We start from the raw sequence: 8,058 nt of genomic DNA, 5'->3' as shown, positions 1-8,058 counted from the left end.
AGCGCCGCGCCGAGTTCCCGCTCGAGGCCCTGGATCGCGCTCGACACGCCGGACTGCACCACGTGCAGCCGCCGCGACGCCCGGGTGAACGACAGCTCCTCCGCGACCGCGACGAAGTACTCCAGGTGGCGCAGCTCCACACGCCTATCATCCCTCCCGCGAGACAGCTACGAGAGGGAGCCACCACGCGGCCGTTCGGAATAAGAGTTCTTTACCGCCAGTCATTGGGCGGAGTGGGCGACGAGCCAGGACGGTCCAGGGGTGGCGAGCCAGGACGATTCAGGGGTTCGGTCTGCCCGTATGCCTGGGGACGGGGCTGACCGTATGCCTGGGGACGAGGCTGACCGTATGTCGGCGGAACGCTGCGGCTGACGCGGATGGCCCGGGCGGACACCGCGCTGAGCAGCGACGCGATCGCGACGCCGAGTATCAGGTTGACGATGGCGGTCGCTGCCTTCTGCTCCAGCGGCGCGTTCGTGCTGAACGGGTACACCACCGCCGCCAGCGTCGCCAGGCCCACGATCCAGCCGAAGAAGACACGCGGCGCCGGCGCGCCGAGCTCCAGCAGGTACAGCACCCCCGCCGCGATAAGCGCGACAAGCGCCGCGAGGAGCACGTACTCGCCAGTGTGCGCGTTGCCCCAGGCGCCGTCGCCCGTCGGCGCCAGGATGGGAATGTTCAGCGCCCACCGGGAGACCAGGATGCCGACCAGCGCGATCAGCGCCGCCACGACAGCGGTCGCCGCCGCCCCGGCCCAGAACTGACCGGGGTCAGGCCGGACACGGATGGCACCCGCGCCGTTGGGCGATGCAGGGTATGACATGTGCACCTCGCACGGGTTTTTTAGCCTTGTCGGAGGTTGGGTACCCGCGCCAGCGCGGGGAAACCCTAGTCAAACCCTCCTGATTACATCTGCGGGAGCAGCATTACATCTGCGGGAGCAGTGCGGCGAGGAGTTCGCCGATGCGGGCGGCCGAGGCGCGGGCGGCGTCCAGCACCTCCCGATGGTCGAGTGGCTGCTCGCTCAGGCCGGCGGCAGGGTTCGTGACCAGCGAGATCGCGAGTACTTCCGCCCCGAGGTGGCGCGCGGCGATCGTTTCGAGCGCGGTGGACATGCCGACGAGGTCGGCGCCCGCGGTGCGCAGCATCCTGATCTCGGCGGGCGTCTCGTAGTGCGGGCCGGGAAGCATGGCGTACACGCCCTCGGTGAGGGCCGGGTCGTGCCGCCGCGCCAGGTCGCGCAGCCGTCTCGAGTACGCCTCGGTGAGGTCGGTGAACCGCGACGGGTACCCGGCGGGGATCGGCCCGGACAGCGGGGAGCGGCCGGTGAGGTTCAGGTGGTCGCTGATCAGCACCGGCTGCCCGACCGCGTACGCGGGGTTGATGCCGCCCGCCGCGTTGGTCAGCACGACCGTCCGGCAGCCGGCCGCGATCGCGGTGCGGACGCCGTGCACGACGGTGTGCGGGGCGTATCCCTCGTACATGTGCACGCGGCCGAGGAACAGCAGTATCCGGTGGTTGCCGTGCTTTATGTACCGAACGGCCGGTGCGTGACCCTCGGTCGTCGGCAGCTCGAACCCGCCGAGGTCGGCGAGCGGCACTTCGAGTTCCGCCGCGCCGATCGCGTCGGCGGCGGCCAGCCAGCCAGAGCCGAGCACCACGGCCGCGTCGAAGTCCGGCGCGCCGGCCAGGCGCTTCAAGGTGGCGGCGCTGGCTTCCGCCTGGGCGAAGGGGTCAGCTGCGTGCACGTCGGTCATGGTGCCGATCATCTCGCAGTGTGGCGGCGCATGTCACGGATCGTGTTATAAGCCTGTGATTAGCGTCACAGAATAGCGCGTAAACCCGTTAAGGCTTTTTCCGGCCTTTCTTGGCGAAGTTGCAGGCGGGTGAACTTCCTTTCTGGCAATGTTGATCGCCAGCGGTACATGTGGGCGGCACGGACCGAAGGGACTGCGTTGTCACGAAACCGGACAGCGATGCTGGAAGAGACAAGGCCACAGTTGGGAACGGCAGTTACGACGAGCGAGTCGCGGAGTCCTGCCACTGCCACAGGGGCCTACGTCGCAGCTGGCGGGCCACGCAGGCCACGGCGCAAGCGGGGCCTGATCCGCAGGACCGGCATCGTCTTCCCGGCGCTGGGCCTGGCTGTGCTCCTCGTCGCCGTGGTGGCTGGCGCCGCTTACGTGATGACCCCCCGGGGCGTCGGCGCGAGCAGCCTGGCCGAGGCCATCGACGCGCTCCCGCAGAACAACTCGGTCGCGCTGCTCGAGCAAGAGCGCACGACGCTGATCGACATGAGCAGCGCCGTCAGGACGCTCAGCGTGGTCGCGAAGCCAGCGACGGTGAGCCCGTCGGACATGGCCGCGGCGACGCAGACCGCCTCCTCGGGCACCTCGGGCACCTCGGGCACCTCGACCGGCGGCGGCGTCACCACGGTGAGCGCTCCGGCGCCCGACCCGGGGACCGCGCAGAGCATCGCGTACAACATGCTGCCGTCGTTCGGCTTCAGCCAGTCGTCGCAGTGGGGCTGCCTGCTCAACATCTGGAACCGGGAGAGCGGCTGGAACTACCAGGCGGAAAACCCGTACTCCGGCGCGTACGGCATCCCGCAGGCGCTGCCGGGCGACAAGATGGCCAGCGCGGGCGCGGACTGGCAGACCAACCCGGCCACCCAGATCAAATGGGGCCTCGGATACATCCAGTCCATTTACGGCACCCCATGCGGCGCGTGGGATTTCGAGCTCGCCAACGGATATTATTAAATCCTTCTTACGGCCAATAGAATTGCCTTGACAAAGGCAATTCCCGGGACAGCCTCGGCGCTTGCTCCGCAATGGCGGTCGACGGGCCATCGACCGCCCAAGTAGGGGGTCGATGGCCCATCGACCGCATTCCGCGTGGTGACGTGTAGCTGCGCTAGCCGTCGACCATCGTGACGACGGGCAGGAGCGGCCTCGTGTGTCCTGCGGCGATCGCCCTGCGGAGGTCGGAGAGCACTGTCCGCGACTCAGTCGCGATAACGCTGGGCAGCCAGTGCTGAACGTTGATGCCGTAGCTTTCCATGCGATTGTGGCGCATTTGCGTGGCTCGATAGTCAGCAGCTTGCATGTGGTACTCACGTGAATCAACCTCACCCGCGACACCCGCCCGTTGCCACCAGGCATCGGGCTTGGCGATAAAGTCCCCATCGGGGGTGTACAACCGGGCGTTATAGAGCGGCTTCTCCAGGTCCGAGTGGTCGATCAGCTTCTTGAGGCCGGCTTCGGCCGTCGACCGGACGCCGTCGCTCACCTCGGCCAGCGCTCTTCGCAGAGAGCGCGATCCGGCCGAGGGGCCCTCGTTCAGCTCGTCGATGAGCAACGGCAATGCGCATCGCTTCCACTGCAAGGCCGCACAGACCACGGCTTGCACGTCGCCGAACGATGTCATCGTCCGCGCCGCATCCGCGACAGCGCGATGCGGCGCGACGAACCGGATCGGCCCCGCCTTGTAGACCTTTTCGGGCATCCTGGTGGTGCGCTGTATCCGCACGAATCCTGTGCTCCGGCGCCGAGCGTCAGCTGGGATCAAGACATCGATGAGATTCAGCCCTGCGCAGCTCAAGTGGTGCCGCCGGACGGCCACCGCCCCGGTGATCACGCTATGCGAACCCGCGTACAGCAAGGCCGCCATGTCACGTTGCTCGGGAGTCGGGGTTCCGGTCATCGCCAGGTAAACGCCAGGGAGCATGGCGCGCCACGGTCCACCGGGGCGAAGCCGGTAGTCAATGGCCTTTGGCGTCAGCCCGCACTCCAGCGCCTGCCATCGGGCGATGACGCCGTACTGAGTCGGCAAGAGCGCGCCTAGGCGTGCACGGTCATAGTGGCAAATGTTTGGCATATGCACAGAGTGTCACTAAGGTATGACATTTCGGTGCAGGCAACAGGCTGCAATGCTGCCACCGCGCGGGAAAGGCACCGCCACCTCGTCGTCCCGAAGGCGGTCGATGGCCCATCGAGCGCCTTGCGTAGGTGGAAGGCCTCCCGGCCGCTGTGCAGCGTCAGCTGCAGGCCGAGGCGGACCGTTACCGCTCGGCCCTCGCTGGGAGCCGGGGCCTGGGGTGCCCGGACCGTTACCGCACGGCCCTCGCTGAGGCCGGACCGGTGGCCGTGGCCGTGGCCGGCGAGCGTGGGGCGGCGGCCGTCCCGAGATCCGCGGAAACGTGGCCGTCGCGGACCATGACCACGCGGTCCGCGTACGACGCGACCCGCGCGTCGTGGGTGACCACGACGACCGTAGCGTCTTGCTGGCGGGCCAGCCCGGTCAGCAGGTCCATGACCTTCTCGCCGGTCAGCGAGTCCAGCGACCCGGTCGGCTCGTCGGCGAAGACCACCTTGGGCGTGAGCGCGAGCGCGCGGGCGACCGCGACGCGCTGCGCCTCGCCGCCGGACAGCTCACCCGTCCGGCGGCCGCCCTTGTCACCGAGGCCGAGCCGGTCCAGCCATGTCCCTGCCGTCTTGTACGCCAGTTTCCTGCTGGTCCGGTTCAGCAGCAGCGGCAGCGCGACGTTGTCCGCCGCGGTGAGCTCAGGCACCAGCTGCCCGAACTGGAAGACGAAGCCGAACGCGGTCCGGCGCAGCCGGGTGCGTTCGGCTTCGCTGAGCGTGTCCAGGCGGCGTCCGTCGAACCACACCTCGCCCCGGTCGGGCTGGAAGATGCCGGCCAGGCAATGCAGCAGGGTCGACTTGCCCGACCCGCTCGGGCCCATGATCGCCAGGATCTCGCCCTGGCCGACGGCGACGCTCGCGCCGCGCAGGGCGGGGGTCTGGCCGAAAGACTTGACGATGTCGCGCGCCTCGAGCAGGCAGCCGGGCATGACAACAGGGGTGCTCATCGTGTGCCCACCGCCTCAGCTAGTTCCGCCAGCCGTGCTGACGTCAGGTCGATCCATCGGAGGTCCGCTTCCAGGTGGAACAGCGCGTGGTCGGCGAGCAGCACGTCGACCAGCGGCCCGGTTCGCTTGATTTCGGTGAGTTCCTGCATGCGCCGGATGTGCGCGGCGCGCTGAGTGTCGAGGTATGCCTCGGCCGGCTTGCCGAGCATGAGCGCGAGCGTCACCTTCGCGAACAGCACGGTCTGAAGGTGCGGCTCCGGCTCGACAGCTTCGGCTAGCCACGTGTCGACCTCGTCCCGGCCGGTCGCCGTGATCGCGTAGCGTCGTCTGTCCGGGCCGTCGCCCGGCTCGGCGTCCCCAGGGACGATCTTGCCGTCGCGGGACAGTCGGCCGAGCGTCGCGTAGACCTGACCGAACGGCAGTTGCTTGCCACGTCCGAAGAACGCGTCGTAATCGCGCTTAAGGTCGTATCCGTGGCTCGGCTCGCGTTCGAGCAAGCCGAGAAGGGTCAAAGGAACGCTCACGAGCTGACTATACCTTGAGTGTATACGCGACGCAAATACCTCGGATTGGCTGCTTTTTGGTCGCACAGGCGCAGTTTTATACCAATGTGACTCGTGTCACAGTTGCTACTAGAGAGTAACTATACTCCCTGGTAAACAGGGGGTTTCGCGTGCGGTGCGCCGGCAACGACGCGTCCAGGAGGGCCGAGAGTGCCGGAATGTGGTCACGCAATCGTTTGTTCCGTGGCATCGTTGACATCCGACAGCACCCCGCCCGCGTGACGATGACTGCCTGAGGCAGTCGGCACCCTGTCCCGTGCCTAGTCCGTGTGCTGATGTTTGCCTGCCGACGCCGGCGCGCGCGGAACCTGGCCATCAGGGGTGAACCCCGATCGCGTTAGGCGCGAACTACTAAAGGTTCATTTTTGGCACGGCATCTTTCCATGCCTTCGTTCATGAATGGCAAGCGTTCCAGGCTGATCATCGTTGCCGCGGCGGGGACTCTCACCCTCGCGACCGCCATTTCGGCGGCCGCCGCGACGCTGCCCGCCGGTTCCGTGGCGGGCGCCGCGGACGCGCACATGCTGACGCAGACAGTCCACGTTGACACGTTGAGCCCGGCGCAGCGCCTAGTCTCGTTCGACACGACGCGGTACGGCGTCGCTCAGCGACAGACATCGTATGAGTCGGCGGCCGCGAACGCCGCGGTCGCTAAGGCTGCCGCACAGAAGGCGGCCGCACAGAAGGCGGCAGCAGCTAAGGCTGCCGCCGCGAAAGCCGCCGCTGCCAAGGCAGCGGCCGCTAAGGCCGCCGCACAGCAGGCCGCCCAGGAACAGGCAGCCCAGCAACAGGCAGCCCAGCAGCAGGCAGCGCAGCAAACGACTGCCCAGCCCGCGACCAGCGCGCCCTCGGGTTCGCCGCAGCAGATCGCGGAGCAGATGCTGAGCCAGTTCGGCTGGTCGAGCAGCCAGTTCTCCTGCCTGCAGCCGCTGTGGGCGCTCGAGAGCGGCTGGAACATCTACGCGAGCAACCCCAGCTCCGGCGCTTACGGCATCCCGCAGGCGCTGCCCGGCTCGAAGATGGCGAGCGCAGGGCCGGACTGGCAGGGCGACGCGGCAACCCAGATCCGCTGGGGCCTGAGCTACATCCAGGGCACCTACGGGTCGCCGTGCGCCGCCTGGTCGCACGAGGAAGCGGACGGCTGGTACTGATCCCCAAGTAGTACCAGCCAGCGAGACAGCCCGGCCCGCGACCCCCTACGCGGGCCGGGCTCTTTTACGCCAGGACTGCGTAGCAGCACGCGCCGGAAGTCAGGACGGGATCGTCTGGAAGGTGTGCAGCATCCGCTCGAAAAGGGGCAGGAACTTCGCGTTCCACCCGCTGTTCGGCGCCCTGAAGTAGATGGCGTACGACTGCGGGCCCGCCGATGTCGGCATGATGAACAAGATGTCGTCCGTCAGCTGCTTGGGCTCTCCCGCAGGGGTCCAGGTGAACTGCCAGAACGACCCCTGGGTGCCCCGGACGGGCACGCCCTGGAGATGGTTCTGCTTGTACCCGGGGAACTTGCCCTTGGCCAGCGACTGCTTCTTGATGTACTGGGCCTCGGTCACCATGTTCTGGTAGGTGTGCGGCGTCAGGTCAACTTCTAGGAAGATGCCGCCAGGCCCATCGAAATGCGTGGCCTTACCAGAATGCGTCTCGGACCAGCCCGGCGGCACGTCGATCGAGAAGCCGCCCGTCGTGCTGGTGTCGGACGGCTGAACGGCGTCCGCTGTCCACCCCGACGGGAGGGTGGTGGACAGGGTGTTGAGCGCGTTCACCGACCCGAACGGCGTCTTGGGGCTCGGCTTCACCGTGTTCGCCGTCGTTCCCGATGCGGCGGCCCCTGGGTGGCGCAGCGCGAGCGCCGCCCCGCTGCCTGCCGCGGCTACTATCACGATGGCGCCCGCGATCAGCGCAATCTTACGGCCCCGCCGGGAGCGCTGCGGGCGGCCGACGGTGCCGGGCGCGTACTCCTGGGCGAGATCCGGGTACGGCTGCGACGGGCCAGCGTACTGCTGGTTCGGCCCGGCTTGCTGAGCGTTCGAGCCCCACTGCGCACTGGATCCCCATTGCGGGTTTGATCCCCGTTGCGGCTCGGCGCCCCACTGGTCACCAGACCCCGCTCGCCACTGCGGGTTGGAGTCGCTGTACTGCGTCGCTTCGTACGACGGTGCGGGCGTGGTCGGCGGGTCGGTACGAGCCGGCTGCGCCGCGGAAAACGACGGCCTGGGTTTCGGCGGTGCCAGGTTGTGCAGTACCGGGTCGATCGACGTCGCGGCGGCGGGAGCTTCCGGCGCGGGCAGATCGGAGACTTCCGGCGCCGCGGGCCCCGGTTCAGCAGCGGCCGGTCCCGGACCGGGGGCCGGCTCCGCGACGGCCGGGGACACCTGGGCGGCCGAGGCTACCGGAACTACCGGAACTACCGGAGCGGTCACCGCCTCATCCACGGCCGCATCGACCGCGGCGGCGATGCCCACGCCGGCCAGGGCGGCAGCGGCGACAGCCGCGCCCTCCCCGCCACCATGCTCCTCGCCCGCCACGTCCAGGCCGCCAGCGGCGACGTTGCCGACGGCCGCGGGAGCTATCTCTGCCGAGCCGCCCGGCGGCTCTTCCAGGGCCTCGTCCACGGCGGGCCCGGAC

General features: G+C 68.4%; 9 protein-coding genes. 2 read left to right on the top strand and 7 right to left on the bottom strand.

Annotated elements, in window-relative coordinates; all coding sequences use genetic code 11:
* From WA805_RS03100 to WA805_RS03090, 3 genes are all read right to left on the bottom strand, one after another.
* Window positions 1–140 (bottom strand): LysR family transcriptional regulator (locus WA805_RS03100; protein ID WP_425241600.1); only part of this gene is annotated, 140 nt, incomplete at its 3' end.
* Between the two features lie 71 nt (window positions 141–211).
* On the bottom strand, window positions 212–823 hold the full coding sequence (locus WA805_RS03095) for a DUF6069 family protein (RefSeq protein WP_425241599.1): 612 nt from the start codon (window positions 821–823) through the stop codon (window positions 212–214).
* A 103-nt stretch (window positions 824–926) separates the two neighbouring features.
* Window positions 927–1,757, bottom strand: coding sequence for a purine-nucleoside phosphorylase (locus WA805_RS03090; protein ID WP_425241598.1), 831 nt, complete (start codon window positions 1,755–1,757; stop codon window positions 927–929).
* Window positions 1,758–2,000: 243 nt separating this feature from the next.
* On the opposite strand from WA805_RS03090, the gene WA805_RS03085 reads away from it, so the two are divergent.
* Window positions 2,001–2,762 carry a lytic transglycosylase domain-containing protein gene (locus WA805_RS03085; protein ID WP_422281812.1) on the top strand — a complete coding sequence of 254 codons (762 nt, stop codon included), beginning with the start codon at window positions 2,001–2,003 and terminating at the stop codon, window positions 2,760–2,762.
* Window positions 2,763–2,916: 154 nt separating this feature from the next.
* Here WA805_RS03085 and WA805_RS03080 read toward each other — a convergent pair whose 3' ends face one another.
* From WA805_RS03080 to WA805_RS03070, 3 genes are all read right to left on the bottom strand, one after another.
* Window positions 2,917–3,834 (bottom strand): hypothetical protein, encoded by a 918-nt coding sequence (locus WA805_RS03080; RefSeq protein ID WP_422284594.1) that lies wholly within the window; start codon window positions 3,832–3,834, stop codon window positions 2,917–2,919.
* A 277-nt stretch (window positions 3,835–4,111) separates the two neighbouring features.
* The gene (locus WA805_RS03075; protein WP_425241597.1) at window positions 4,112–4,873 is read right to left on the bottom strand and encodes an ABC transporter ATP-binding protein; all 762 of its coding nucleotides are present in this window, start codon (window positions 4,871–4,873) and stop codon (window positions 4,112–4,114) included.
* Window positions 4,870–5,397, bottom strand: coding sequence for a PadR family transcriptional regulator (locus WA805_RS03070; RefSeq protein WP_422281806.1), 528 nt, complete (start codon window positions 5,395–5,397; stop codon window positions 4,870–4,872). The genes WA805_RS03075 and WA805_RS03070 overlap by 4 nt, the downstream gene beginning before the upstream one ends.
* Window positions 5,398–5,831: 434 nt before the next feature.
* Here WA805_RS03070 and WA805_RS03065 point away from each other — a divergent pair, with 434 nt between their 5' ends.
* Window positions 5,832–6,587 (top strand): lytic transglycosylase domain-containing protein, encoded by a 756-nt coding sequence (locus WA805_RS03065; protein ID WP_422339365.1) that lies wholly within the window; start codon window positions 5,832–5,834, stop codon window positions 6,585–6,587.
* Between the two features lie 99 nt (window positions 6,588–6,686).
* Here the strand turns inward: WA805_RS03065 and WA805_RS03060 are convergent.
* On the bottom strand, window positions 6,687–8,058 hold a 1,372-nt coding region (locus WA805_RS03060), incomplete at its 5' end, for a hypothetical protein (protein ID WP_425241596.1).

Origin of the sequence: Trebonia sp., assembly GCF_049794275.1 — a bacterium.
GTDB lineage: Bacteria > Actinomycetota > Actinomycetes > Streptosporangiales > Streptosporangiaceae > Trebonia.
Note: the sequence above shows the minus strand (reverse complement) of the source record. Positions and strands in the feature narration are given on the sequence as shown.

Bases quoted from the DNA above. Each gene is read 5' to 3' on its own strand.
- WA805_RS03090 (WP_425241598.1), bottom strand. From the start codon at position 1,757: ATGACCGACGTGCACGCAGCTGACCCCTTCGCCCAGGCGGAAGCCAGC.
- WA805_RS03095 (WP_425241599.1), bottom strand. From the start codon at position 823: ATGTCATACCCTGCATCGCCCAACGGCGCGGGTGCCATCCGTGTCCGG.
- WA805_RS03065 (WP_422339365.1), top strand. From the start codon at position 5,832: ATGAATGGCAAGCGTTCCAGGCTGATCATCGTTGCCGCGGCGGGGACT.
- WA805_RS03075 (WP_425241597.1), bottom strand. From the start codon at position 4,873: ATGAGCACCCCTGTTGTCATGCCCGGCTGCCTGCTCGAGGCGCGCGAC.